The organism is Sulfitobacter donghicola DSW-25 = KCTC 12864 = JCM 14565, from assembly GCF_000622405.1.
Classification (GTDB): Bacteria; Pseudomonadota; Alphaproteobacteria; order Rhodobacterales; family Rhodobacteraceae; genus Sulfitobacter; species Sulfitobacter donghicola.
This window is the reverse complement of sequence record NZ_JASF01000005.1, coordinates 1,781,909-1,805,294: the sequence shown is the minus strand read 5'-3', so window position 1 is coordinate 1,805,294 and position 23,386 is coordinate 1,781,909. Positions and strand designations below refer to the sequence as shown.

Annotated in this window: 30 protein-coding genes; 19 read left to right on the top strand and 11 right to left on the bottom strand. The window is 58.0% G+C overall.

Features of this window, described 5'->3' with window-relative positions; all coding sequences use genetic code 11:
* Positions 1 to 14 precede the first annotated feature (14 nt).
* The 4 genes from cobD to Z948_RS0109785 are packed head-to-tail and all read left to right on the top strand — an operon-like array spanning position 15 to position 3,476.
* A complete protein-coding gene (cobD, locus tag Z948_RS0109800) occupies positions 15 to 962 on the top strand; it encodes a threonine-phosphate decarboxylase CobD (RefSeq protein WP_025059388.1) in 948 nt (315 codons plus the stop codon).
* Positions 959 to 1,867 carry an adenosylcobinamide-phosphate synthase CbiB gene (gene cbiB / locus Z948_RS0109795; RefSeq protein WP_025059387.1) on the top strand — a complete coding sequence of 303 codons (909 nt, stop codon included), beginning with the start codon at positions 959 to 961 and terminating at the stop codon, positions 1,865 to 1,867. Before cobD ends, cbiB begins: the two co-directional genes overlap by 4 nt.
* Positions 1,868 to 1,890: 23 nt before the next feature.
* Positions 1,891 to 3,081, top strand: a complete 1,191-nt coding sequence (locus Z948_RS0109790; protein WP_025059386.1) for a lytic murein transglycosylase — start codon at positions 1,891 to 1,893, stop codon at positions 3,079 to 3,081.
* Positions 3,078 to 3,476: a rhodanese-like domain-containing protein gene (locus tag Z948_RS0109785; protein WP_025059385.1), complete on the top strand. Its 399-nt coding sequence runs from the start codon at positions 3,078 to 3,080 to the stop codon at positions 3,474 to 3,476. The genes Z948_RS0109790 and Z948_RS0109785 overlap by 4 nt, the downstream gene beginning before the upstream one ends.
* On the opposite strand, the gene Z948_RS0109780 is transcribed toward Z948_RS0109785, so the two are convergent.
* The 3 genes from Z948_RS0109780 to Z948_RS18005 form a co-directional block, all read right to left on the bottom strand.
* The gene (locus Z948_RS0109780; protein ID WP_025059384.1) at positions 3,466 to 3,813 is read right to left on the bottom strand and encodes a hypothetical protein; all 348 of its coding nucleotides are present in this window, start codon (positions 3,811 to 3,813) and stop codon (positions 3,466 to 3,468) included. The genes Z948_RS0109785 and Z948_RS0109780 overlap by 11 nt on opposite strands.
* A 42-nt stretch (positions 3,814 to 3,855) precedes the next feature.
* Positions 3,856 to 7,311 carry a chromosome segregation protein SMC gene (smc, locus tag Z948_RS0109775; protein WP_025059383.1) on the bottom strand — a complete coding sequence of 1,152 codons (3,456 nt, stop codon included), beginning with the start codon at positions 7,309 to 7,311 and terminating at the stop codon, positions 3,856 to 3,858.
* Between the two features lie 118 nt (positions 7,312 to 7,429).
* Positions 7,430 to 7,846 carry a hypothetical protein gene (locus tag Z948_RS18005; protein WP_245604568.1) on the bottom strand — a complete coding sequence of 139 codons (417 nt, stop codon included), beginning with the start codon at positions 7,844 to 7,846 and terminating at the stop codon, positions 7,430 to 7,432.
* A gap of 111 nt (positions 7,847 to 7,957) precedes the next feature.
* Here Z948_RS18005 and Z948_RS0109765 point away from each other — a divergent pair, with 111 nt between their 5' ends.
* Positions 7,958 to 8,725, top strand: a complete 768-nt coding sequence (locus Z948_RS0109765; protein ID WP_025059381.1) for a FadR/GntR family transcriptional regulator — start codon at positions 7,958 to 7,960, stop codon at positions 8,723 to 8,725.
* Here the strand turns inward: Z948_RS0109765 and Z948_RS0109760 are convergent.
* The 6 genes from Z948_RS0109760 to Z948_RS18000 form a co-directional block, all read right to left on the bottom strand.
* Positions 8,722 to 9,225, bottom strand: a complete 504-nt coding sequence (locus Z948_RS0109760; protein WP_025059380.1) for a DUF2867 domain-containing protein — start codon at positions 9,223 to 9,225, stop codon at positions 8,722 to 8,724. The genes Z948_RS0109765 and Z948_RS0109760 overlap by 4 nt on opposite strands.
* Before the next feature lie 73 nt (positions 9,226 to 9,298).
* A complete protein-coding gene (locus Z948_RS0109755; protein ID WP_025059379.1) occupies positions 9,299 to 9,859 on the bottom strand; it encodes a F0F1 ATP synthase subunit B in 561 nt (186 codons plus the stop codon).
* Positions 9,860 to 9,863: 4 nt separating this feature from the next.
* The gene (locus Z948_RS0109750) at positions 9,864 to 10,403 is read right to left on the bottom strand and encodes a F0F1 ATP synthase subunit B' (protein ID WP_025059378.1); all 540 of its coding nucleotides are present in this window, start codon (positions 10,401 to 10,403) and stop codon (positions 9,864 to 9,866) included.
* 87 nt (positions 10,404 to 10,490) lie between these two features.
* The gene (locus Z948_RS0109745) at positions 10,491 to 10,715 is read right to left on the bottom strand and encodes a F0F1 ATP synthase subunit C (RefSeq protein ID WP_025059377.1); all 225 of its coding nucleotides are present in this window, start codon (positions 10,713 to 10,715) and stop codon (positions 10,491 to 10,493) included.
* Positions 10,716 to 10,772: 57 nt separating this feature from the next.
* Positions 10,773 to 11,531, bottom strand: a complete 759-nt coding sequence (locus Z948_RS0109740; protein WP_025059376.1) for a F0F1 ATP synthase subunit A — start codon at positions 11,529 to 11,531, stop codon at positions 10,773 to 10,775.
* A gap of 62 nt (positions 11,532 to 11,593) precedes the next feature.
* On the bottom strand, positions 11,594 to 11,914 hold the full coding sequence (locus Z948_RS18000; RefSeq protein WP_037951438.1) for an AtpZ/AtpI family protein: 321 nt from the start codon (positions 11,912 to 11,914) through the stop codon (positions 11,594 to 11,596).
* Positions 11,915 to 12,316: 402 nt separating this feature from the next.
* Between Z948_RS18000 and Z948_RS0109730 the strand changes: the two genes are divergently transcribed.
* Positions 12,317 to 12,859, top strand: a complete 543-nt coding sequence (locus tag Z948_RS0109730) for an SF0329 family protein (RefSeq protein ID WP_156026498.1) — start codon at positions 12,317 to 12,319, stop codon at positions 12,857 to 12,859.
* 281 nt (positions 12,860 to 13,140) lie between these two features.
* On the top strand, positions 13,141 to 13,482 hold the full coding sequence (locus Z948_RS0109725) for an ArsR/SmtB family transcription factor (RefSeq protein WP_025059374.1): 342 nt from the start codon (positions 13,141 to 13,143) through the stop codon (positions 13,480 to 13,482).
* A gap of 161 nt (positions 13,483 to 13,643) precedes the next feature.
* Here the strand turns inward: Z948_RS0109725 and Z948_RS0109720 are convergent, their stop codons facing one another.
* A complete protein-coding gene (locus Z948_RS0109720; protein ID WP_025059373.1) occupies positions 13,644 to 14,558 on the bottom strand; it encodes a DMT family transporter in 915 nt (304 codons plus the stop codon).
* The gene (locus Z948_RS0109715) at positions 14,558 to 15,436 is read right to left on the bottom strand and encodes a LysR family transcriptional regulator (protein WP_025059372.1); all 879 of its coding nucleotides are present in this window, start codon (positions 15,434 to 15,436) and stop codon (positions 14,558 to 14,560) included. The genes Z948_RS0109720 and Z948_RS0109715 overlap by 1 nt, the downstream gene beginning before the upstream one ends.
* A gap of 263 nt (positions 15,437 to 15,699) precedes the next feature.
* Here Z948_RS0109715 and ffh point away from each other — a divergent pair, with 263 nt between their 5' ends.
* The 12 genes from ffh to Z948_RS0109655 all read left to right on the top strand — a co-directional run bounded on the left by ffh (position 15,700) and on the right by Z948_RS0109655 (position 23,384).
* Positions 15,700 to 17,193 (top strand): signal recognition particle protein, encoded by a 1,494-nt coding sequence (gene ffh, locus Z948_RS0109710; protein ID WP_025059371.1) that lies wholly within the window; start codon positions 15,700 to 15,702, stop codon positions 17,191 to 17,193.
* The gene (locus Z948_RS0109705) at positions 17,190 to 17,522 is read left to right on the top strand and encodes an NIPSNAP family protein (RefSeq protein WP_025059370.1); all 333 of its coding nucleotides are present in this window, start codon (positions 17,190 to 17,192) and stop codon (positions 17,520 to 17,522) included. The genes ffh and Z948_RS0109705 overlap by 4 nt, the downstream gene beginning before the upstream one ends.
* Before the next feature lie 2 nt (positions 17,523 to 17,524).
* Positions 17,525 to 18,079, top strand: a complete 555-nt coding sequence (locus Z948_RS0109700; protein ID WP_025059369.1) for a GNAT family N-acetyltransferase — start codon at positions 17,525 to 17,527, stop codon at positions 18,077 to 18,079.
* A 133-nt stretch (positions 18,080 to 18,212) separates the two neighbouring features.
* On the top strand, positions 18,213 to 18,512 hold the full coding sequence (locus Z948_RS0109695) for a chorismate mutase (protein WP_025059368.1): 300 nt from the start codon (positions 18,213 to 18,215) through the stop codon (positions 18,510 to 18,512).
* Positions 18,513 to 18,564: 52 nt separating this feature from the next.
* Positions 18,565 to 18,954 carry a 30S ribosomal protein S16 gene (gene rpsP / locus Z948_RS0109690; RefSeq protein WP_025059367.1) on the top strand — a complete coding sequence of 130 codons (390 nt, stop codon included), beginning with the start codon at positions 18,565 to 18,567 and terminating at the stop codon, positions 18,952 to 18,954.
* A gap of 16 nt (positions 18,955 to 18,970) precedes the next feature.
* Positions 18,971 to 19,600, top strand: a complete 630-nt coding sequence (gene bluB / locus Z948_RS0109685) for a 5,6-dimethylbenzimidazole synthase (RefSeq protein WP_025059366.1) — start codon at positions 18,971 to 18,973, stop codon at positions 19,598 to 19,600.
* Positions 19,600 to 19,749 (top strand): hypothetical protein, encoded by a 150-nt coding sequence (locus tag Z948_RS18915; RefSeq protein WP_156023467.1) that lies wholly within the window; start codon positions 19,600 to 19,602, stop codon positions 19,747 to 19,749. The genes bluB and Z948_RS18915 overlap by 1 nt, the downstream gene beginning before the upstream one ends.
* Complete coding sequence (gene rimM, locus Z948_RS0109675; protein WP_025059365.1) at positions 19,746 to 20,279, top strand: ribosome maturation factor RimM; 534 nt, start codon at positions 19,746 to 19,748, stop codon at positions 20,277 to 20,279. The genes Z948_RS18915 and rimM overlap by 4 nt, the downstream gene beginning before the upstream one ends.
* A gap of 2 nt (positions 20,280 to 20,281) precedes the next feature.
* Positions 20,282 to 21,073 carry a hypothetical protein gene (locus Z948_RS18450; RefSeq protein ID WP_025059364.1) on the top strand — a complete coding sequence of 264 codons (792 nt, stop codon included), beginning with the start codon at positions 20,282 to 20,284 and terminating at the stop codon, positions 21,071 to 21,073.
* Positions 21,063 to 21,851 carry a hypothetical protein gene (locus Z948_RS0109665; RefSeq protein ID WP_025059363.1) on the top strand — a complete coding sequence of 263 codons (789 nt, stop codon included), beginning with the start codon at positions 21,063 to 21,065 and terminating at the stop codon, positions 21,849 to 21,851. The genes Z948_RS18450 and Z948_RS0109665 overlap by 11 nt, the downstream gene beginning before the upstream one ends.
* The gene (gene trmD / locus Z948_RS0109660; RefSeq protein ID WP_025059362.1) at positions 21,848 to 22,645 is read left to right on the top strand and encodes a tRNA (guanosine(37)-N1)-methyltransferase TrmD; all 798 of its coding nucleotides are present in this window, start codon (positions 21,848 to 21,850) and stop codon (positions 22,643 to 22,645) included. The genes Z948_RS0109665 and trmD overlap by 4 nt, the downstream gene beginning before the upstream one ends.
* On the top strand, positions 22,638 to 23,384 hold the full coding sequence (locus Z948_RS0109655) for a polysaccharide deacetylase family protein (RefSeq protein WP_025059361.1): 747 nt from the start codon (positions 22,638 to 22,640) through the stop codon (positions 23,382 to 23,384). Before trmD ends, Z948_RS0109655 begins: the two co-directional genes overlap by 8 nt.
* Positions 23,385 to 23,386 lie beyond the last annotated feature (2 nt).

The following is a 23,386-nucleotide window of genomic DNA, read 5'->3' as shown; positions in this document are numbered from 1 at the left end:
GTGAGGTAAACTCAGTGGCGCAGAGAAAACGTGATCACGGCGGCGGATTAGACGATGCCGCCAAAACATTCGGCGGCACACGCGCCGATTGGATGGATCTGTCTACCGGTATCAACCCCCAAAGCTATCCCATAGGCGAAACCACCGCAGATGCATGGACCGCCCTGCCCGACCGCACCGCCCAAGACGCGCTAATCAAGGCAGCGCGATCCTTTTGGAACATCCCCGACACAGCCGCTGTGCTAGCAACCCCTGGTGCATCCGCACCCATCGCGATGATCCCTCGCCTACGGCCTGCTGGTCAGGTTCACATCGCGGCCCCCACCTATAACGAACACGCAGCCGCCTTTGACGGGGCAGGTTGGCGCGTGACCAACAGCGCACAAGGCGCAACTGCGCAGGTCATCGTACATCCCAACAACCCCGATGGCCGTGTCTTTTCCGCCTGCGATCTCGATGCCCCTCTGCGCATCATCGACGAAAGCTTTTGTGACGTTATGCCAGAGGCGTCCCTGATTGATCTAACCCAAGAGCCAAACACCATTGTCCTCAAAAGCTTTGGCAAATTTTGGGGCCTCGCGGGGCTGCGCCTTGGCTTTGCAATCGGCTCTCCCGATCTGATCGAACAATTGCAACAAATGCTAGGCCCTTGGCCCGTCGCTGGCCCCGCCTTAGAGATTGGCGCACGGGCGTTGACGGACCACACATGGGCCGAAACCACACGCCAAAGGCTGGCAAACGATGCCACCCGATTGGACGCGTTGATGACACCCCGCGGCGCCAAACTGGTCGGCGGCACATCCCTTTTCCGGCTCTATCACGTGGCCGATGCACCCGCATTTCAAACCCGCCTCGCACAGCACCAGATCTGGAGCAGGGTCTTTCCCTATAATCCCCAATGGCTGCGCCTTGGCCTGCCCGCGCCGCACCAATGGAACCGGCTAGAGGCCGCACTCGCATGAGCGCGCCCCTGATCCTCGCCCTTGCGATGCTGCTGGATGCCGCAATGGGCGAGCCCAGATGGCTTTGGTCGCGCCTGCCCCACCCTGCGGTTCTGATGGGCCGCGCCGTTGGTTTTTTGGACAAAGAGCTGAACACGGATAAGACCAGCATATTGGCCGGTATCCTTGCGCTGCTTTTGCTAATGGGAGGCGCTGCTTTGCTGGGCTGGGGGCTTAGCGCGCTTGGCGGCGTGGTACAGGTGATCGTTGTGTGCATCCTGCTGGCCCAACGATCACTGGTGCAACATGTCGCCGCTGTCGCGGATGGCTTGCGGGTCTCCCTTGGCGATGGTCGTCGCGCCGTTTCTATGATCGTCAGCCGCGACACCGCGCAAATGGATCAATCCGCCACAGCCCGCTCCGCGATCGAAAGCGCGGCGGAAAACCTGTCGGACGGGGTGATTGCACCCGCCTTCTGGTTCCTCGTCGCAGGCCTGCCCGGACTCCTGATATATAAAATCGTGAATACCGCCGACAGCATGATCGGCTATCGCACACCACAATACGAACGCTTTGGCAAAGCAGCCGCACTGATGGATGACGCGATGAACATCCTGCCTGCACGGCTCACCTCTGTGCTAATCGCACTCCCCACAGGCGTCATCACCTCCCTGCGCGCCATCTCGCGTGACGCCAAACTCCACCGCTCGCCCAATGCAGGCTGGCCCGAAGCCGCAATGGCACGCGCCATAGGTGTAGCATTAGCGGGCCCGCGCGCCTATGATGGCAAAATGCAGGATTTCCCTTGGGTCGGCGGCAGCGGAGCACGCATCATCGGACCCAAAGAAATCGATGCATCTCTGCGCGTGCTTTGGCAGGCTTGGGGCATGATGCTGGGGCTAACCATTCTGCTGGCCCTTATATAGATACGTAAACTCAAAGGTTCTTAATGCGCTCTATTTTCCTCGCGGCCCTTTTGGCCCTCTCTCCCCTTCCCGCCCTTGCCCAGTCAGCATGCGGAGGCAATTTCAACAGCTTCCTACAGGGTCTGATCAACGAAGCCCCCAAACATCGCATCGACAAAACCACCGCCACCAATTTCCTGAAAGGCGTGCGCCGTGATCCCGCCGTGATCCGCGCGGACCAATCCCAAGGTGTCTTCCAACGCCCGTTCGTCGACTTCTCGCGCCGCCTGATTTCAAATGACCGCATCAACCGCGGCCGCAGCAACGGCCAGAAATACAAACGCGTCTTTGACCGTATCCAAAGCCGCTATGGCGTCGACCGTGGCGTCCTGCTGGCCTTTTGGGCCTTTGAAACCGACTTTGGCTCAATCCAAGGGAACTTTAACACCGCCAACGCGCTGGTGACCCTTGCCCATGATTGCCGCCGCCCCGAATTGTTCCGCCCGCAAATCTTTGCCGCGATGGAGCTGTATAAACGGGGTGAATTCAGCCCCTCCAAGACCACTGGCGCTTGGGCGGGTGAAATCGGCATGGTGCAAATGCTACCCCACGACATTCTGGAAAACGGCACCGATGGTGACGGCGATGGTCGCGTTAGCCTGAAAACCTCTGCGCCAGATGCGCTGATGTCGGGGGGCAAAATGCTCTCATCCCTCGGCTGGCGCGCGGGTGAGCCGTGGATCGACGAGGTCATCGTCCCTCAAGATTTCGACTGGTCCCTGACCGGCCTCAACACCAAAAAACGCGCACGCGACTGGGCTGCATTGGGTGTAAAACCCCGCGATGGCCGCCTGTCCAGCAACCTGCCTGCATCGCTGATCCTACCCCAAGGGCGGCGCGGCCCCGCCTTCCTGACCTACCCGAACTTTGACGTCTATTTCGAATGGAACCAAAGCTTTACCTACGTGCTGACCGCCGCCTATTTCGCCACCCGCCTGAATGGCGCCCAAGTGTACAATGCAGGCAAACCCGAAAAAGGTCTCAGCGGGAACCAGATGAAACGTCTGCAACGCGCTTTGCGCAAACGGGGCCATGACGTTGGAAAAGTCGATGGCATTCTGGGCGCAAAAACCAGAACGGCCGTTCAAAAAGAACAGCAACGCTTCAAAGTACCGGCAGATGCATGGCCAACACCTGCGTTCCTCTCAAAACTCGAAGGAAGAACCACCCCATGAGCCTGAAAATAACCGCCGCCCAAATGGTCGCTAACGCCCGCGCGCGTATCGAAGAGATCGAAACCGCAGATGCAATCGCCATGGTGAACGACCCCACCGTTCAGATCGTCGATATCCGCGACCCCCGCGAACGCCAACGCACTGGCTATATCCCTGGCAGCTTCCACTGCCCACGCGGGATGCTGGAATTTTGGGTCGACCCCGACAGCCCTTATTTCAAAGAGGTGTTTGCGCAGGACAAGAAATTCGTCTTCCACTGCGCCTCTGGCTGGCGCTCTGCGATTTCTACCGCAACGCTACAGGATATGGGCTTTGACGCGGCCCACCTCAAAGAAGGGTTCAGCACATGGGAGGCCGCTGGCGGCCCTGTTGAGCATGCCGAGCCTAAGGCCTAATCGCAAAGCGTTCACCGCTTTGCGTTAACATCACCACCCTACCGTGACTGCGCACATAGCGATCACACCGCGAACGCCCGTTGCGGTAGGCGATACAGACCAAACCGTCGTTCTCAACCACAAAACTGCCAAAGGCCGTGCCGCCGCCCTCATAAGCATAGCTATACGCCCCCCCGACCGAGAAATGCGAAACGCCCCCCTCGTAAAATTCCAGTTTATGGTTGCTGGTCAGCGCGACAACCTCATCACGGCTGAGCGCCTCATCGCCAGAAAGCGATTTGAATTCATCCGCAAAGGTGAGGGTCGGGAAAAGCAGCAAGGCAAATAGTATTTTCATACCGCCAGCCTAGGCGCAGTTACCCACACAAGCCACGCACGTTTACGCGACCAGCGTTTCCGCCTTTTTCAGATCGACCGACACCAGCTGGCTCACGCCCTGCTCGGCCATGGTCACACCGAATAGGCGATCCATCCGCGCCATCGTCACCGCATGGTGCGTGATGATCAAAAACCGCGTGTCGGTCTGGCGGCACATCTCGTCCAACAGATCGCAGAACCGCGTCACGTTGGCATCATCCAGCGGCGCGTCGACCTCATCCAAAACACAGATCGGCGCAGGGTTGGCCAAAAACACAGCAAAGATCAGCGCCATCGCCGTCAACGTCTGCTCCCCCCCCGACAGCAAACTCAACGTGCTCAGCTTTTTGCCCGGTGGTTGGCACATGATTTCTAGGCCAGCTTCCAGCGGGTCTTCGGATTCGACCATCACCAGATTGGCCTCGCCCCCGCCGAACAGATGGGTGAACAACAGCGAAAAGTTCGAATTCACCTGCTCAAACGCCGTCAGCAACCGTTCGCGCCCTTCGCGGTTCAGGCTCGCGATACCCGATCGCAGCGTCTTGATCGCCTCCTCAAGGTCGGCCTTTTCATTGACCAAACCGTCGTGTTCTTCCTGAACTTCCTTCGCGTCCTCTTCGGCGCGCAGGTTCACCGCCCCCAAAGAATCCCGCTGGCGTTTCAGACGGTTCACATCCGCCTCCAACACCTCTGCGCCTGGCATTTCATCGGGGTTCACATCCAGTTGGGTCAGCAACTGGTTCGGAGTTAGCTGCTGGTCCTCGGCGATCCGCTCGGCTGCGGCGGCAACGGTCTCTTTGGCCGCATCGCTGCGGGCCTCGGACCTCGCGCGCGCCTCACGGGCTTCGGATGCCGCGCGCTCGGCCTCACGCTCCGCCAATGTCGTTTCTCGCAGCACCGTTTCAGCACCCGATAGCTTGTCTATCGCCTCAGCGCGGCGCGCCTCGGATCGCGTGATCTCAGACCCTAGCTCATCCCGCTTGGCCGCGATTTCCGCAGGCGCCGCGCCTGCCTCTTTCAGCTCCGTCTCGGATTGCTCTTTGCGCTCCACCAACTCGGCACTGCGTTTCTCGGCCGTTTCCAGACGGTGCCGCCACCCGCTGAGCTCTTTCGTGACCTCTTGGGACCGCTTCAACCGCGCCTCGCCTTCGCGGCGCAATTCGTCATGGCCAGACCGGCGCGACATCATGGTGATCCGCGCCGCCTCAACCGTCATGCGCAAATCTTCCACGGCAGCCCGCGCATCGCCCAGATCACCCAGATCGGCCAAGGCCCGCTCGGCCTCCAGAACCCGCGTGCGCGCACCCATCGCCTCTTCCTCGTGGCGCGTCACCGCCAGCCCCAAACTCTCAAGCCGCCCCGCCGCAAGGTTGCGATCCGCCTCAACACGGCTAAGCGCACGGCCCGCATCAGCAACCATACGGTCCGCATCACGGCGCGCTTCGCGGGCGCGTTTATCGGCTTCGGTCTGCGCTGCAAGTTGCGCGGTCAGGCTCTCATGTGCCGCACGGGCACCTTCCGCACGCTGGCTGGCTTGCTCCAACGACTGCTTCAAAACCTCCAGACGGTTCAACTGCTGCAACCGCAGCGCCGCAGCCGATGGCGCGTCCTCGGCCCATGCGCGATACCCGTCCCAGCGCCACAAATCCCCCTCAAGAGAGACAAGCCGCTGTCCCGGTTTCAACGCATCCTGCAAACGCGGACCATCATCCGCATCCACCAATCCGATCTGCCCCATGCGCCGCCCCAAAACATCAGGGCAAGACACGTGATTGGTCAGCGGCGTCACACCATCTGGCAAAGCCTGCACATCCGCATAAGCCGCCAGCGCAGACCACCCCGATGGGCCATCTGCCTCTACCTCAGGCGCGCGCAGATCATCGGCCAATGCCGCGCCCAACGCCTTTTCAAACCCGTGCTCAACCTGCAAACGGTCAAGGATCTGCCCACCCTCAGCTGTGTCACGCTCTACCAGCTTTGCCAGCGCGGTCGTCTCGGCGCGCAAGGCGTTCATCTCGCCCTCCGCCTCTGATCGCTCGCCGCGTGCCTCCGCCTCACGCGTCTGCGTCTGCGCGCGCGCCTCCTCCGCTTCGACCAAGGCCGCATCCGCTGCCTCTGCTGCCGCCACAGCGGCGGCCTCCGCGACTGTCGCAGCATCAAAATCACTCGCCGCCTTGGCCAAAGCCGCCTCACTGGCCTCCACAGCCTCGCGCGCACGGGTCGCCTCGGCCTCGGATTTCGCCTGCGTCTTGCGGCTGTCCTCTAACAACCGCTCGGCCGAGCCATATCGCGCAGCCAATCGTGCCACGTCTTCTGTCTGCTGGCTCAGGTCCGCCTCACGCGATTGCAAAACCGCAGCCGCTTCGCGTGCCGTTTCCGCAGCCGCCTCCAGCGCGGCCTCATGCCCCTCGCCCGCCTTGGAAAGCTCACGGGCCTCCCACTCCAGCCGCTCAATTGTCTCACCCGCATCGCGGTTCAACCCGCTTTCGCGGTCGATATCCTTTGCCAGCTGCGCAATGCGCCCCTGCAAGGTCTCGATCAAAGCTGTGGCGCGCTTTTCCTGATCGCTCAGCGTGTCGCGCTGCACCACCAAACGCTGTACAACCGCCGCCGCAATCGCGTCTTCCTCGCGCAGCGCAGGCAAAGCATCCTCAGCCTCCTGCCGCGCCTTAGCTGACGAACGCACCAGCCCCTCGGCCTGCGCCGCCGCAGTGACCCGCGCCCGCAATTCCTCTTCGGCGCGCGCGCGCGCATCATCGGCCTCACGCCAACGGCGGTACAGCAACGTGCCCTCGGTACGGCGCAATTGATCGCCGATCTCGCGATACCGCGAAGCCTGCCGCGCCTGCCGTGCCAGTTGCGCCAACTGCGCCGCCAGCTGCTCGATCACATCATCCACACGGGCAAGGTTCGTCTCTGCGCCATTCAGCTTTAGCTCGGCCTCGTGACGGCGCGCATACAGCCCCGAGATCCCAGCCGCCTCTTCCAAAATCCGACGACGGTTTTTCGGCTTGGCGTTGATCAGCTCGCTAATCTGGCCCTGCCGTACCAGCGCTGGCGAATGCGCACCCGTCGAGGCATCCGCAAACAGCATCTGAACATCCCGCGCGCGCACGTCTTTGCCCGCCGCCTTATAGGCGCTGCCAACATCGCGCGTAATCCGGCGCACGATATCCAGATTGTCACTGTCGTTGAAACCCGCAGGCGCCAACCGTTCACTGTTATCAATCTGCAATGAAACTTCGGCAAAGTTGCGCGCCGGACGTGTCGCCGCACCGGCAAAGATCACATCCTCCATTCCGCCGCCCCGCATCGCGGTTGGGCGGTTTTCCCCCATCACCCAACGCAAGGCTTCCAGCAGGTTCGATTTCCCACAGCCGTTCGGCCCAACAACACCCGTTAGCCCATCGGCAATAACGAGATCAGTAGGGTCAACAAAGCTTTTAAAGCCCGTCAGCCTGAGTTTCGAAAAGCGCATCTGCCCCTATCTGGATGATTCCGGATCGGTTTCTAGCGTGAAGGCTGCAAAGGGGCAGTGTCAACTGTTACACACAAGTTACAGCCTCGATCGGCAAGTTATCCACAAGATATTGCGGCTACAGCGCCTTTTCACAGGTAATCTCAACCGATGTGCCGCCCAGCTGCTTCAGCTTGCTGCCGCGCACGGGAACACATTCCAAACCAACAGGCGTGGGCGGGTGGTTTCGCCTTTGCGCGTTGGGGCATTTCAGCAATCCGGTCGCCTGCGACTGATCTCCGCGTACCTCTTTCACTTCGCACCCGCTGACCATTGCCATCGCACGCCCTGCACGTTCACGGATCGGCCCAAAACGCGGTGCATATTCGCTGTTGGTGCGGATCGCCTCGGCCAACTCACCGCGCACGCGAACATCAAAGGTGGACCCATCAACCGTAACAGTTGTCGCCTCCAGCCCGCGAAAATGGGGGCCAGCCGTATTGCATGCCGCAAGAATGAGCATCGATAGGAAAGCGTAAAGCACAGGGTTTTTCATACGCCCACCATGAGGCCGTCATGCTTAATTTTCTATTAACACCTCGGATCAAGCCTTTGCTTGCCCCAAAATCCATCTGGTCATATAAATTGACCAATCAAAGGATAACCCATGCCATTTCGCCCTGTCTCACCCGAAAAACTCTCAGCCGCTGTTGTCCGACAGGTCGAAGAGCTCATCTTACGCGGCATCCTTCTCCCTGGAAAACGCCTGCCCGCCGAACGCGAACTGGCCGAGCGGCTGGGCGTCTCCCGCCCCTCTCTGCGCGAAGCAATCGCCCAGCTCCAAGACGCAGGTCTGCTGGTCTCAAAACCTGGTGCGGGGATTTTTGTGGCTGATGTTTTGGCCTCTGCCTTTTCCCCTGCTTTGGCCGATCTTTTCTCGCGCCATAACGAAGCGGCGATGGACTATCTTTCCTTTCGCAAAGATATGGAGGGCCTCGCCGCCGAACGCGCGGCGCGCTTGGGATCGGATACCGACCTCGCCGTGATCACGGCTGTCTTTCGAAAGATGGAACAGGCCCAAGAAACCACAACGCCAGAGGAAGAAGCCGCCCTAGACGCCCAATTCCACATGGCCATCATCGAGGCCAGCCATAACGTGGTCATGTTGCACATGATGCGGTCCATGTATGACCTGCTGCGCGATGGGGTCTTTTACAACCGCCAGATCATGTTCAAACAGCAAACCAAACGGACCGTGCTTCTGGATCAGCACCGAACAATCCATGACGCATTGATCAATCGCGATGCCGATGGCGCCCGCGCCGCCGTTGAGGCTCATATGAGCTATGTTGAACGCGCCCTTCTGGATCAGCAACGCGCCGAGCGCCACGAAGATGTCGCGCAACAGCGGCTTGATCAGGAAAACGACCGCTAGGCAGCATCCGCCAGCTTGCGCCTGAACCGCCCCAACATCACCCGCACAATGAGCCGATGGGCAGGGGCAACAGGCAGCATATAAAGACGCCCGAACCAATTATGCACCTTCACCGATGAGGTAATCATCAGGGTGTTTTCCGTGCAGGTTACGCAGGTCAAAACATCGAGGTGCTTATCCCTCTCCGACAGGCTCATCACTGTATCGCTCAACGTCTCGACCAGAAAAAAGTCGAGCTTGTCACCCACCTGAATAAATCCCGGCTCTTTGCCTGAAAACCCGCCAATCCGTTTCACCCCGAACCGCGCCGCAATGGCATCGCGGATCTTGAACGCTGTCGCCATAAAGGGCAGCGGATCGGCCATCATCTCGGTCCAAACCTCCAGCGGCGTCATCTCTTTGGGCAGGGTCATTGATTGCTGGTCGAAAAAACCCAGCTGCTCCCGCGGGGCGACCAGCTCAACCTGAAGCGGTGTGATTTTCTGAAGGTTACGCGACACTGATTTCCCTCTCTGAATGAAAAAAGCCCCACCAGTTATGGCAGGGCTTTTTCTAAATCATTTTCAAACGCGCTTAGTGAAGCTTGGCGTCTACCTGAGCAATGCCAGCATCGATCAGCTTGTTGCCTTCGGCTGCTGTCATCTGCTTGCCGATGATGTCGCGGGACGCGGCAACAGCGATCAAAACAGCCTGATCACGCACTTCTTTTACCGCTGCAGCTTCGGCAGAACCGATCTGCTCTTCAGCAGCAGCTAGGCGGCGCTCAACAGAGGTGGCCAGATCAGCGCGGGCTTGTGCGCTTGCTGCTGCAGCTTCTTCTTTAGCTGCTTCAACAATGCGGTTTGCCTGCTCTTGAACTTCTTTCTGCTTACGCTCGTAAGAGGCCAACAAAGTCTGCGCATCTTCGCGCAATTTGCGGGCTTCTTCGATCTCGGATTTGATGCCCTCGGCACGGGCGTCCAACATCTTTGCCATCATCGAAGGCACTTTGACGTAGATCAGAATACCGATGAAGATCAAGAAAGCGATCAGCACAACAAAGTCTGTGTTGCGCAGCGAGAAGAACGGACCAGATGCGGCGAAAGCTGGGCTTGCGAGCATCATGGCGAATACGGATGTGAGTGTGAAACGCATGACGTTATCCTTTCATCCGTGCTGTAACTGCGGCGGTAATGGTTTTAGCGTCTGCCTTGCCACCCATCGCAGCGATGATTTCTTTTGCCGTGCTTTTGGCAACAGCTTTTACGCTCTCTACGGCACCTGCGCGAATTTCCGAAATAGCGGCTTCGGATTCTGCAGATTTCGCAGCGATTTCTTTGTCGGCTTTTGCAATGGCGTTATCCAGATCAGACTGCATTTCCGCTTTTGCTTCGTCGATGATGCGCTGTGCTTCTGCACGGGCATCAACCAGCGCCTTGTCATAGGCCGCTTCGGCTTCAACCGCTTTGGCTTTCAGATCCTCGGCAGCAGCAATATCGTTCGAAATTGTGCCCTGACGTTCGGCCAAAACAGCCGCAATACGAGGCAGAGCCACGCGAGACAAAATGAGATAAATCGCGATCAGCGCAAGCGCCAGCCAGAACATCTGGTTTCCCCAATGGGAGAAATCAAGCTGTGGCATGCCCGCGTTACCGGCAGCCTCCGCCGCACCATCGCTATGTGTAGTTTCGGTTGCCATGATGGCCTCCTGTCAGAACACTGATATTCAAAAAGGGCGGTGCAGCGTGCCGCACCGCCCCAAGCGTCGGAATAATCCGTAGATCGCTTATACAGCGAACATCAGCAGAAGCGCTACGAGGAACGAGAAGATCCCCAGAGCTTCGGCGAAAGCGATACCGATGAACAGTGTAGCTGTCTGTGCCGCTGCTGCGGATGGGTTACGCAGAGCGCCGCCCAAGAAGCTTGCTGCAACGTTACCAACACCGATGGCTGCGATGCCTGTGCCGAGTGCTGCGATACCTGCGCCGATGTGTGCGAGTTGACCTTCCATGAGAATTCTCCTGTGAATTGGAAGTTGATAGATAAGGCGGGTCATCCCGCCCATTGTTCAGTGACTTGGGTGCAGTGCATCGTTCAGATACACGCATGTAAGGATCGTAAAGACGTAGGCCTGAATGAAGGACACAAGGACCTCCAGACCGTACATCGCGGTGATGCCAAGAATGGCAACTGGTGACACGATGGTCAGCGCCGCAAAACCTGCGAACACTTTGATCACCGCGTGGCCCGCCATGACGTTACCGGCAAGACGAATAGAGTGGCTGACAGGACGTACGAAATACGAGATCAGCTCGATCAGGGCCAAGGCAGGGCGCAGCGCCAGCGGCGCGGACGAAACCCAGAACAGGCCCAAAAAGGATGCGCCGTTTTTCACAAAACCCAAGATCGTAACGCCAAGGAAAACCAAAAGCGCCAGAGGGATTGTAACAGCGAAATGCGAGGTCGGCGTGAAGGCCGTTGGCAACAAGCCAAGGAAGTTCGCGCAAACGATAAACATGAACAGCGTCATGATGTAGGGGAAGTACTTAACGCCTTCTTTGCCACAGATGTCTTCAACCATCTTGTAGATAAAGCCGTAAGCCAGCTCAGCAACCGACTGCATGCGGCCCGGAACAACGGCGCGCTTGGACGTACCAACAACCAACAGGATGAACACAACACCAACCGCAAAGCTGGTCCAAAGAGCCGAGTTCGTGAACGTGAACCAGTTTACAGGGCCATCGCCGCTTAGTGGCGTAACCATAAATTGGTCCATCGGGTGAAAGACCAGACCGGTTTCCTCTGCGCCGTGTGCTTCTGTTGCCATCTTTAGGCCCCTTCAGTCATCACCCCATCGGGGTGGTTTTAATCCATGCCCCAAACGGGGCGTTATTCTTCAGCGGCCTCGTTTGCCGCGTTTTCCTTCTGCATCTCCTGCGCAGATCGGAGCATCGTCTTCACTCCGGCCGCGAGGCCCAGCAGAACGAACAGCACCATAAATACAGGAAGCGTTCCAAAGAACAGGTCCAACCCGTATCCGATGCCAAAGCCAATCCCAAGACCGGCTACAAGCTCTATCACCATTCGCCAGGCCATCTGCGCCTGAGAGTAGTGTTCATCCATCCGTGGTTTCGGCTCTTGCAAGCCCTTGGCCGCCGCGATCCGCGCCTCAATCGCCGCCATTTCTGCTTTGCGATCTTGGTCGTCCATACGTCTGCCCCCACTGGGATGTCTTGGGGTGGTAGGTACTGGCTGCACCGGCCTGAGTCAACGCCGTGAAGACAGATCGCAACCCACTGAAAAACCTATGGAATTTTATTGGCGCGGTCAGATGACGCAGCCAAAAGGGCGCAATTTGCGTCAAATTTCGCCCCTTCTCTTATTCAACCATTTGGTTGATCTTCACCCCCGCGCTGCCGCCGACACTCCACCTCGGCCAACAGCAATTCCCAAAAATCACTTCATTTCCTCACAACCCAGACCGGACATTGGGAAAGACCAGAGACGATGTCTGCAATGCAGGACTTTTCAGCCGTTCGATCCTGACGGATGAACGGCCGCTTTCGGTTCAGCGGCATTGACTTTGCGAACTCGCCGCCAAATACGCTACCTATGAGATGGAGCAAATTAAAGCAGCGAATTGAAGACAGTCTTGCCGACAGCGCCAAAGGGCGCGTTGAAGTCTGGAGCACTCGTTATCGCAAAGCTCACGACCAAGAAGGCGAAGCTTGGATAACGATTGATGGACAACGCGTTCATAGCATGGGCTCGTTGACGCATCTGGTCGAGTTTTTTGAAAGAAGTCGTGCTCTGCAAAAAGAACGTGACTGTCTGGACTACAGGGACCGCGAGCAAATTCAGGGCTACCGCGATGCTCAAGAAGAAGTTGAAACCCAGTTACGCGCAGAAGGCGTCATACCGCTTTGGGAATTCAACGACGCTCTTTTCGAATATCTAAATATGTCGTTGGAGCAGATTCTGAGCTCAGACCAAATGATCGTTCGAGCACTGGGAATGTTTGACAAGCGACTTGGCAAACGTCGCCTGGCCTCTAAGGACGTTTCCAAGGAGCATGAGTTCATACAGGGCTTTTATCGTGTTCGCTGCGCCTTCGAAGGGCTTCGAGTACAGCCAACCGAGACATCCGATAGCTGACATAGATCGCATGTGCAGCATCGGTCAAGCAGCCATTGGCTGCCCTGCAGAATCTCTGAAAAATGGGCTCCAAGGAGACTTTCGCCGCGCATAGCGCGAAGGGCCGCATTTCAAGATTGGGTAAGTTAGTGACGAAGAAGTCAAAGTTAACTAACGTCTCACTCTAAGCCGTAACGCAGGTGCCCCATCAAAGGATACGGCCAAACGGCCCGCTCTTCTCATGCCAACGTCCGCGTCTTTGATCTCTTCCCCTGCCGAGGGACAGCGGATATGTTGTCACCATGGCATCTACGTTAGACACCACATTTGCGGCACTGGCCGATCCGACCCGCCGCGCGATCCTCGCGATGCTGCTGGAAGATGATATGGCCGTAACAGATGTGGCCGAACCGTTTGACGTGTCACTGGCCGCGATCTCAAAACATCTTGTTGTGCTGACCAGCGCGGGACTAATCACCCAAGAAAAGCGCGGGCGCGTGAAGTGGTGCAAGCTGGAACCTGACGCCATGCGCGCCGCTTCTGTCTGGATGCAGGGTTTCGGCCAGTTTGAACCCGTGAACCTAGACGCGTTTGAGCGGTTCTTGGAACAAGAGCTCCCCGATCCCAAAGACCCTCTGAAATAGTGCGGCTAGGCGTGCGTTTGGATTAAAATACGCCCATCACACGCAGGATCGTAACCACGATCAACGCAAGCACGACAAGATAGATGATATTCCGCATGGCTTTGGCTCTCCCGTTTCCCCGATGGGTACAGGGTACGTGCCAAAGAACCCCTTCGTAAACATCAAAGTTTCGCAGCAGGCGGCACCGCAGCGGGTACATCATCATCGCGCAGCAGCAGCAAAAGCGCCAGAATAGTCAGGCCAATCCCCGCAGCGATCATAATCGGCGGGAGCGCATTGCCCAGCGCCACCTCCCAACAAAGAACCCAACTGGGGACAAGGTAGGTATAGGCCATCACCTTGGCCGAGGGCAGCCGCAGCGTGGCGAATTGAACCAACACAAAGGTAATCGCGCTGGCACAGAGCGACACGTAAAAGATTGTAACCCAAACCATAGGCCGCAGAGCGGTCCAATCCGTCCCGCGAATATCCCCCATGCCCACAATCCCCAGCAGCAACGCCCCCGCCACCAAAGTTCCAAAGGAGAACACAACAGCCGATTCACCACGGTTCAGCTTGCGCACCAGCGGGGTATACAGGCCGTGCGCAATGCACCCGAAGAAAAAGATCACCTCACCCCGCCCGATATCAAACGCCAGCAATGCCGCCATGTCGGCGCGGAAAATCACCCATAGCGCCCCCGCCGCGCCGATCCCCAGCGCAACCGCCATGCGCGACGTTGTGCGCTGGCGCAACAAGAACCACGCAAACACACCCGACATCGCAGGCACCAAGGTGAACACCGCCGCCGAGCTAACAGGCGCCGAGGTTTTCAGCCCCTCAAACATCAACACAAAATAGATCGCAAATAACCCGCCCAACAGCAGGTAACGCCACGGCGCGGCAAAGGCGCTGCGCGGAATCCCCGTGCTCACTAACGCGGCGGTCCCCACCGCAATACCCGCAATCACAAACCGCACCGCATTCAACGCCAGCGGCGCAATATCATTGGCCACCATCCCCCCCAACGAAAAGGACCCCGCCACCAGAGCAGAAAACAACAACATAGCCAGATGGCCCTGAGCCTGAGAGGACATCACCAGATCTCTTCCTTTAGGTTTTCTTTGAAAAACGCCAACAGCGCCTGAACTTTGCTGGTCCTGTGCAAATCCATATGCGTCACCAACCATAAGGGAGACGCCCATTCAGGGCGCGGCGCCATCACCTGCACCAGATTGGTTTGCTCTTTCGCCTCTTGGACAGGCAAAAACCCTAATCCAGCCCCCGAAACCACAGCCAAGGATAAAACCCGCATGTCGTCGCTTCGGAAAACCACATTCTCCCGCGGGATTTCCTCGCGCATCCACTTGAAACAGGGCGCACGAGACGTTTCCTGCTCGCTGCCGACAAACCGATGCGCGCTCAGATCCTGTATCGTCTCGGGCCTGCCGTGTTCTTTTATATAGCCAGCTGACCCATATAGCCCCATCGACTGGCACGCCAAGGGCTGTGCGATATTGTCGGGCTGCTCTGGCGCCTGCCCTGCGCGAACAGCAACATGCGCCTCGCCATACTCTAGCCGAAACAACCGCTCGCCGGTTAGGTAACGTACAATGATGTCGGGGTGTTTTGCCTGAAACGCTGCCAAAAGCGGCGCAATACGTGTCGCCATAGCCGCAAGCGATGTGACAACCAAATCGCCCGACACGTCACTGCCGCGCCCCTTGATGCGGCTGGCAAGCTGCCCGAACTGATCCTCGGTCGCCTGCGCAACGCGCAACAGGTCACTGCCCGCCTCGGTGGGCGTATACCCCCGCGCATGGCGCTGGAACAGCTTCACGCCCAACCGCTTTTCCAAAGCATCAATATGCCGGATGACCGTCGCGTGATGCACACCCAAGGCATCGGCCGCTCCGCTCACGGTGCCATTGCGCGCGACCTGATAGGCTGTCCTGATCTCATCCCAGTTTTCCACGCTACCCTCTTTCGTGCAAAAATGAACACCTTCCCCTCTACATTCGCGAATCCGCACACAAGCGCAAGAGAGCGCGCACAACTTGACTCACAAACCCAATGGGCCTAAACGGTCCCTAAATCTCCGGAAGCAAAGCCTTCCGGTCCTGAATCATTCAGGATCGCCCCCAGTCAGCGTGTTACGCCCACTGGGGCATTTGTGCATTTACGCGAGGCTTCCTACATTGAGGCCATATCGCAACCGACGAAAAGGGGCTCCCGCCCATGTTTGAGAATCTCAGTGAACGCCTGTCTGGTGTCTTTGATCGCCTGACCAAACAGGGCGCATTGTCCGAAGAGGACGTAAAAACCGCCCTGCGCGAAGTCCGCGTTGCCCTGCTAGAGGCTGACGTCTCGCTGCCGGTGGCCCGTGATTTCGTGAACGCAGTGCAGGAAAAGGCGACAGGCCAAGCCGTCACAAAATCCATCACACCCGGCCAACAGGTTGTCAAAATCGTCCACGACGCCCTCATCGACGTCCTCAAAGGCGAAGGCGAACCAGGTGCGCTGAAAATCGACAGCCCCCCTGCCCCGATCCTGATGGTCGGTCTGCAAGGTGGTGGTAAAACCACAACCACCGCCAAACTGGCAAAACGGCTCAAGGAAAAAGACGGCAAGCGCGTGCTGATGGCATCGCTCGACGTGAACCGCCCCGCGGCGATGGAACAGCTGGCAATCCTCGGCACCCAGATCGGCGTCGACACCCTGCCCATCGTCAAAGGCGAAGACCCCGTTGCCATCGCCAAACGCACCAAGACCCAAGCCTCCCTTGGCGGCTATGACGTCTATATGCTCGATACCGCGGGCCGTTTGTCCATCGATGACGAACTCATGGCGCAGGTCGAAGCCGTCCGCGATGTGGTCACACCACGCGAAACCCTGCTGGTGGTTGATGGCCTGACGGGCCAAGACGCCGTGCAAACCGCCGAGAACTTTAACGAACGCATCGGCATTTCTGGCGTTGTCCTCACCCGTATGGACGGCGACGGGCGCGGCGGTGCGGCCCTCTCCATGCGCGCCGTCACAGGCCGCCCGATCAAATACGTCGGCCTCGGCGAAAAGATGGACGCGCTTGAGACGTTCGAGCCAGAGCGGATTGCAGGCCGTATCCTTGGCATGGGCGACATCGTTGCCCTCGTTGAAAAAGCCCAAGAAACCATCGAGGCCGAACAAGCCGAAAAGATGATGAAGCGCATGGCGAAAGGTCAGTTCAACATGAACGACCTCAAAATGCAGCTGGAACAGATGCTCAAAATGGGCGGCATGCAAGGTATGATGGGCATGATGCCCGGCATGGGTAAAATGGCCAAACAGGTCGAGGAAGCAGGCTTTGACGACCGCATCCTCAAACAACAGATCGCCCTCATCAACTCCATGACCAAGAAAGAGCGCGTAAACCCCGCCCTCCTGCAAGCCAGCCGTAAAAAGCGGATCGCCAAAGGTGCAGGCATGGAGGTTTCCGACCTCAACAAGCTGATGAAAATGCAGCGCCAGATGTCGGACATGATGAAAAAGATGGGCAAAGGCAAAGGCGGCATGATGAAAGCCGCCATGAAACAGATGATGGGCAAAGGCGGCATGGACCCCGCCGCAATGGCCCAAGGCATGGACCCAAAAGCACTGGAAGCAGCGGCCAAACAAATGGGCGGCAAACTGCCCGGTTTGGGCGGCGGCATGGGCCTGCCACCCGGTCTGTCAGGTTTCGGTAAAAAGAAATGATCACCTGTACGCTTAGATACGAAATCGACCCCAACCAAGTTGCGGCGTTCGAAGTCTATGCGAAGGCTTGGATTCACCTTGTGAATAAACTTGGTGGCACCCATCACGGCTATCACTTGCCGCACGAGGGGCCAAACGACATTGCGTTTTGCCACTTCTCTTTCCCGTCACTGGCCGATTATGAGGTCTACCGCAAAAACATGTGGGACGACCCAGAATGCCTGCGCGCCTATGCGCACGCCAAGGAAACAAACTGCATCCGCCGCTTTGACCGCTCTTTCACCCGCCCTGTTCTGACAGGCGCCACAGTGGATGAGTTGGGCCTGTGAGCATGACAGTCATCATCCCCACGCTAGAAACCCAGCGTCTGATCCTGCGCGCCCCGCAGATGCGCGACAGCGCGGCCTATGTTGGCTTCAAACGCTCTGAGCGGTCCAAGTTCACTGGCGGGGTCGCCTCAACGCAACAGGCACGCACCAATTTTTCGGCTATCGCGGGTCAGTGGGTGTTGCGCGGCTATGGCCTGTTTATGGCCGCGTTGAAAAATGACCCTGACACCGCCATCGGCGGCTTTGGCATTTTCCACCCCGAACGTCAGGAAGAACCTGAATTCGGCTGGACGCTCTATGATGCGGCCTATGAGGGCAAAGGTTACGTGACCGAAGCCATGCGCGCCATCATCCCATGGGCATGGGATGTGATCGGCGTGGATACGGCGCAGTCGCACATCGACGAGGGCAACGCGCCATCCGTCGCCGTCGCAACCGCCCTAGGCGCCAAATTCGATCCCGTCACCACCAAAAAGGCCAATGGCCCTGGTGGCGAGTTCGACAATGACGGCCCCTTCGTCAACATCTACCGCCACACAAAAGGGGCTTTGACATGACCGTTAACCGCCCCGTATTTGGCAGCCGCTTTTCCAATCAAGCTGGCTCGACGATCTGCACCAATGTCATACGCGCGGTGTACGCCCAGTGCACAGTGTGTGACACGTCCCAAACGACCTCACGGAGGATCCTATGACCGATTCCGTAACCCGCGCCGCAGAGGTCCTCTCCGAGCACCGCGCCAGCATCGATCGCCTCGATGCGATCCTCGTCTACACGCTGGGCGAGCGGTTCAAACACACTCAGGCTGTGGGGAAACTCAAAGCCGAACACGACCTTCCCCCGTCCGATCCTACCCGCGAAGCGGATCAGATCGCACGGCTAGAAGATTTGGCAAAACGGGCCGATTTAGATCCCGAATTCGCCAAGAAGTTTCTCAACTTCATCATCGCTGAAGTCATTCAGCACCACAAACAACATCAACAATCTTAACCCATTGCGCACCTCTGGTGCGACAAGACAAAACCTAAAGGAAATCAATACCATGGCTATGAAAATTCGCCTCGCCCGCGGTGGCTCCAAAAAGCGCCCGTTTTACCGTATCGTTGCTGCAGACAGCCGCATGCCACGTGACGGCCGTTTCATCGAGAAACTGGGCACATACTCCCCACTGCTGCCAAAAGACAGCGAAGACCGTGTTAAAATGAACATGGAGCGCGTTGAGTACTGGTTGGGTCAAGGCGCACAGCCAACAGACCGTATCCAGCGTATGCTCGAAGCGGCTGGCGCACGTCCAAAGACCGAGCGCAACAACCCGAAAAAAGGTACACCTGGCAAAAAAGCGCAAGAGCGCGCTCAGGAGAAAGCCGACAAGGCAGCAGCCGCAGCAGAAGCCGCAGCAGCACCAGCCGAAGAAGCAGCTGCAGAAGAATAAAAAGGACCAGTCCGGCATGCATGAGTTTTCGGATGATTTCCGTGCCGGGCTGACCGAGCTGATGCGCTGGCGCCGCGATGTGCGCCAGTTTCGCACAGATCCCGTGGAAGAGGCCCTTGTCCAAGAGTGCCTCTCCACACTTTCCCTTGCCCCCTCTGTTGGCCTGTCCGAACCGTGGCGCGTTATGCGCGTTCGCTCTGATAGCGCCCGTGCGGCGGCACTTGAGAATTACCAAACCGCAAACGCGCGCGCCCTTGAGGGCTATGATGGTGATAAGGCTGCGCTTTATGCCTCCCTTAAACTATCAGGCATGCGCGAAGCCCCTGAACACTTTGCCATTTTCTGCGATGAGGCCACCACCAAAGGTGCAGGCCTTGGCGTGGCTTCGATGCCGGAAATGCGCCGCTATTCCGTTGTGGGGGCCATCACGTTGATGTGGCTGCACGCCCGCACGCTTGGCCTTGGGATCGGCTGGGTCTCGGTTCTGGACCCTGAACAAATGTGCCGTGATCTGGACGCACCAGATGACTGGTCCCTTGTCGCTTATCTTTGCCTTGGGTGGCCGCGCGATGTATCCCTAACACCAGAGCTTGAAACCAAAGGCTGGGAGGCCCGCGCCGCATCCCTGCATATTGAGGACCGTTAATGTTCCGACTAATCAAATTTTTGATCGTTCTTGGCCTTGGCGCCTACCTTGGCTTTGGGGCCAAAGGGATGATGATGAAGGCCGAATGCACAAGCGGCGAAGGCCAATGGACGGGTTCCGTCTGCATCGATAACGGAGCATCACAATGAGCGAGAACATCTGCGTGGGCGTAATTTCAGGCTCTTACGGCGTTCAGGGTGAACTGCGCGTAAAAAGCTTTTGCGCCATCCCCGAAGACATCCAGAACTATACCCCTTTGACGGATGAAGCAGGTAAGCGCCAATTTGCGCTGGCCATTCTACGCCCCATCAAAAACGGCTATTCCGCCCGCCTTCCCGAGGTCAAAACCAAGGAAGAGGCGGACGCGCTTCGCGGTACCAAATTGTTTGCCCCGCGCGACCAACTGCCGTCATTGCCCGATGATGAATTCTATCATGCAGACCTGATCGGCCTAGAGGTTTACGACACCGGCGGCGAGCTGTTGGGCCGTGTCAAAACCGTGCAAAACCATGGGGCCGATGACCTGTTAGAGCTTCAGCTCAGCAACACATCAGCAACGACATTCCTGCCCTTTACCAAAGCAGCGGTTCCTACCGTAGACCTTGCAACAGGCCGTATTGTTGCTGATCCTCCTGACGGTATTTTGCCAACCCCAAAATCCGCCCCATCCGAGGATTAAGGATGCGGCGGATCATCATTCACGCCGGATTTCACAAAACAGGCACGACCAGCCTGCAACAAACGCTACGTGCAAATCGCGCAGCCTTAAGGCCCGACATCAGGCTGGTTTTGCGCCCTGGCATGACAGCCCTATGCGAATCCGCCCGCGCCTTTAGCCGCTCGCGCGAGGATTACGATTTGGGGTTGGTTAAATATGAGGCCGCGCTGCTGGCTGAAAAGCTGGAAGACGAAGAAGCTGATACAATCGTTATCACTTCCGAAGACCTCAGCGGCCATATGCCTGGCCGTCACAAACTGCACGGCTATGGCGCCACCCCGCATTTGATGCGCGCGCTGGCGGTTTCCTTTTCAGCTGCAGCGCCTGATGCTGAGCTGACCTTCTTTTTCACCACGCGAGGGGCCGACCCATGGCTGCGCAGCTGCTATGCGCAACATCTGCGCGCCTCAAGAATGGTCTGGGATGAGGAAGACTATCTCAAGCGGTTCAAAACATCCGCTGACCTTGACCAGATTCTAGATCTGATTAAACGCGAAATCCCCAATCACGCGCTGCTGGATACCTCGTTGGAAGAACACGCAGGACGCCGCCTTGGCCTCGCAGAGGCGATGCTGGACCAGCTCAAGCTAAGCAATGAACGCCGTGCGGTGCTGAAACCCGCAAAAAATCGCAATGCAGCCCCTTCTGATGCGCTAAAGGCCGAGCTTCTCGCGCTAAACCGATCCGATTTGGGAAATGCCGCCCTGAAACAAGCGAAACGGGACCTGATTGAGGGGCAAAAACATGCCTCGTAAAATCGTGATCCACGCGGGTTTTCACAAGACGGGAACATCGACAGTTCAGGCTGTGCTGCGCGCCAACCGCAAGGCGCTAATGCCTGCCCTTGCGATCCGCCTTAAGGGGCAGATGAAGGAGCTCATGCACGCGACACGTGGCTATTCCACTTTTGGCACTGAGGAGGACTTGGACAAGGTCAGGCGCCGTTTCGACGCCCTGCTTGCCGACCTGCCCGGCATGCCGCGCCGCACGCTGCTGTTGAGCGCTGAGGAATTGTCAGGCCACATGCCCGGACGGGGGGCATTGGCGACCTATAAAGCGGCCCCTGTCCTGATGTATCTTTATTGGGAGCGTGCCAAGGCTGCGTTTCCAAAGGCCCCAGTCAGCTTTGTTTTCTCGACCCGACAGGCGGATGATTGGCAGCGCTCGGCTTGGGCCGAGCATGTGAAATCCTCGGGCATGACTTTGGATTATGCCGACTATCAAACACGCTACGCTAGCGCGGCTGATTTGGACGGGATCGTCAGCGAAGTAACCAGCCGCGTGCCAGCACCTGTTCACAGCTATCGTTTGGAAAGCTGCCAGCCCTTGCCGCTAGGGCCAGCGGACCCGCTGTTGGATCACTGCGATGTCCCTGCGGATTTGCGCAAAACCCTTACCCCTCTCCCCCCGCAAAACACACGGCTGAGTGATGAGACTCTTGCCGCTTTGCTAGATATCAACCGAACCCATAGCGACACCGAAGCGCGCAATCGCGCTAAGGCCCAACTGTTGGGCGAAGGATCACATTCATGACGTCTCCGAACCGATCACATGGCAAACAACGCGTGATGCCGACCTTTAAACCCCGCGAGTTGATGCAAGACGTGCCCGACTATCTTCACGTCTGGCAGGCGCATATCATCACCCTCTTCCCCGAGCTATTCCCCGGCGTATTGGGTGCAAGCCTGACAGGCCGCGCCCTAAAGGAAGGCAAATGGCAATTGCACGCCCATGATCTGCGCAAACACGGCCTAACAAAGCACCGCAATGTCGATGACACCCCTGCTGGGGGCGGCGCTGGCATGGTGCTGCGCGCTGATGTTGTTGGCCCCGCGATTGAAGAGGTCCAATCCCGTGCCACTGGTCGCTGGCCCATCTTGTACATGTCCCCGCGGGGTCGGCGCTTTGATCAGGCTTTGGCGCGCGATCTGGCGACGTGCTCTGGGGTGACCATGTTGTGTGGCCGATTTGAAGGTGTCGATGAACGGGTGCTGGAAGAATATGAAGTCATCGAAGTGAGCTTGGGTGATTTTGTCATGACGGGCGGAGAGCTGGCCGCGCAAGCGATGATAGACGCCACTGTGCGCCTGTTGCCTGGCGTGTTGGGAAATGCGGAAAGCACGGTTGAGGAAAGCCATTCGGCAGGCTTGCTAGAACACCCGCAATACACAAAACCCGCCGAGTGGCAGGGCCGCGAGATCCCGCCTGTTTTGATGTCGGGCAATCATGCCGAGATCGAAAAATGGCGCCGCGAGATGTCTCATAAGCTGACACAAGAACGCAGGCCCGACCTGTGGGCGGCCCATAAGGCAAAATCAGATGGCTGATTGGGCCGCGTTAAATGCCGAGCTAGCGCGTTGGGACACAGCGGGCCTCAAGCCTGTTCTGTGGTGGCGCGATGACGATGCGCAAACCTGCACACCCGCGTTAGAGCGCCTCTTGGGGTTATCAGATCGCTATAACGTTCCTGCCCATATCTCTGTGATCCCGCAGGGGGTTCAGCCAGACCTTGCCGCGCGGTTGCGCGATACGGATTACGCCTATGTCCTGCAACACGGATTGCAGCACAAAAACCACGAACCAAAGGGGCTTCCTGCCTCTGAGGTTGGCGATACCCGCCCAATGGCCCAGCAACAGGCTGATCTGGCGTTGGGCTGGTCCATCCTGCAAGAGGCCGAGCTACCCCGATTGCTGCCAGCACTTGTGCCGCCGTGGAACAGGATCGGCGATGCAACCCGCGCGCTATTGCCCGACTGGGGCTATACGTTCATGTCCGCCTATGAAGGGCGCGGCGATGCGAGCGAAATCGCGGGCCTGACGCAGATTGATGCCCACCTTGATCCCATCCGCTGGAAATACGACCGTGTCTTTCGCGGGACGGATAAGATGCTGGCGATGTTGATTGAACATTTACACGACAGACGCACAAACGACCCCAGCAAGCCCATCGGCTATGTCACACACCACTTGCAAACGCATGATGCCATCTGGGATTTTACCGACCAGTTTTTCCAAGCCACCAAAGGGCTGTGGGCATCTGTTCCTGATATGCTGAAGGAGGCCTGATC